Below are 1,603 nucleotides of genomic sequence, written 5' to 3' on the forward strand. Positions count from 1 at the left end.
AGCGCCCAGCTTGATGACGCGGCAGCGATAGTCACCCTTGGGCAACCGCGCGCCCGGCAGCGCCGAATCGGGATTGAGAAGCGCGCCCTCGGCTGCGATCTCGGCCGAATGCCCGGCAGCGCGCGCCTGGCCGAGCGCCTCGGTAAAGGCGGTCCGCCACTGATTGATGCGACGGCGGTCCTCGGGCGTTGCGACGACGCGCCAGTTGGCCGTTGCGGGCGCGGAGAGCGTGATCGGATTGGGCGATGCGTCACCCGATGCGCAGCCGGCAAGCGGAAGCGCGAAAAGAAATGCCCTCAGTCCCCAGCCCATGCGCGACCATTCTGTTTGTGTGGGTCGCGACGATAGCAGGACGGCGCTGCTTGGGAAGCGCTATTGCGCGGTCCAGGCGCCATCACTGGAAAGCGCTATTGCGCGGTCCAGCCACCATCGACGGGGAGGTTGGCGCCCGTGATCCCTGCGGCTTCATCGCGGCACAGAAAGACCGCCAGCGCCGCGACCTGCTCCACCGTCACGAACTGCTTGGTCGGCTGCGCGTCCAGCAGCACGTCGTTGATGACCTGTTCGCGCGTGAGGCCGCGTGTCTTCATCGTGTCGGGGATCTGCTTCTCGACGAGCGGCGTCCAGACATAGCCGGGGCTGATCGCGTTCACGGTGATGCCATGCGTCGCGACCTCGAGCGCGACGGTCTTGGTGAGACCGGCAAGGCCGTGCTTGGCCGCGACATAGGCCGACTTGTTGGGGCTGGCGACGAAGGAATGCGCCGACGCAGTGGAGATGATCCGGCCCCAGCGCTTCGCCTTCATGTGCGGCACGGCATGGTGCATGATGTGGAAGGCCGAGGAGAGGTTGATCGCGATGATCGCATTCCATTTCTCGACCGGGAAATCCTCGATCGCCGCGACATGCTGGATGCCCGCATTGTTGATGACGATATCGGGCCCGCCGAGTTCGTCATGGCACTGCTGCACCATTGCCGCGATCGCGTCGCCATCAGTCATGTCGGCGGGCGAATAGAGCGCCCTGGCGCCGCTGATACCCTCCAGCGCCGCGCGTTCCTTCTCGATTTCGGCGGCATCGCCAAAGCCGTTGATCATCACAGCAGCGCCCTCGGCCGCGAGCGCCTTGGCATAGGCAAGCCCGATACCCGAGGTTGAGCCGGTGACGATCGCGGTCTTGCCCTTGAGGAACATCAGTTACGCCTTTCTTCAGCGGGGTGTGAGATCGAAAGCGGCGGTCTTGCCGTCGAGAATGTTGGTGGCGAGCAGCCCCGCCCTGGAGATTGCGCCGCAGACCGCCGCCCGGCCCGCGGCCCAGTGTTCGTCCATCGTCCGCGCCGAGAATTCATAGTCGCGCGCGCCACCCTCCCACGCGTTGGCGCGGTAGATGAGATGCACGAGGTTGACCGCATGCTCGCGCGACAGTTCGGCGAGCTTTTGCACGTCGGGATCGTCGAGCAGGTCGCCCGAGAGCTTTTCGAGCACGGTGCGGATCACTTCGCGCTCCTTGCGCAGCTTCATGAGCTGGTCGGAGATCTGGCGCGTGCGGCTGGAAAAGCGGATCTCCTTCTCGCGTGCCATCACGTCCATGATCGTGCGCGGGC

General features: G+C 65.4%; 3 protein-coding genes. All 3 read right to left on the reverse strand.

Features of this window, described 5'->3' with window-relative positions:
* On the reverse strand, nt 1–312 hold a 312-nt coding region (locus VGD20_RS06795), incomplete at its 3' end, for a DUF4893 domain-containing protein (protein WP_331133724.1).
* A gap of 95 nt (nt 313–407) precedes the next feature.
* Nucleotides 408–1,193 carry a 3-hydroxybutyrate dehydrogenase gene (locus VGD20_RS06800; RefSeq protein ID WP_331133725.1) on the reverse strand — a complete coding sequence of 262 codons (786 nt, stop codon included), beginning with the start codon at nt 1,191–1,193 and terminating at the stop codon, nt 408–410.
* Nucleotides 1,194–1,208: 15 nt separating this feature from the next.
* A partial coding sequence (locus VGD20_RS06805; protein WP_331133726.1) for a DUF3734 domain-containing protein occupies nt 1,209–1,603 on the reverse strand: 395 nt, incomplete at its 5' end.

It is taken from the genome of Sphingopyxis sp., assembly GCF_036402335.1.
Lineage (GTDB): Bacteria > Pseudomonadota > Alphaproteobacteria > Sphingomonadales > Sphingomonadaceae > Sphingopyxis.

Coding starts and splice junctions, on each gene's coding strand:
- VGD20_RS06800 (WP_331133725.1), bottom strand. CDS start 1,193: ATGTTCCTCAAGGGCAAGACCGCGATCGTCACCGGCTCAACCTCGGGT.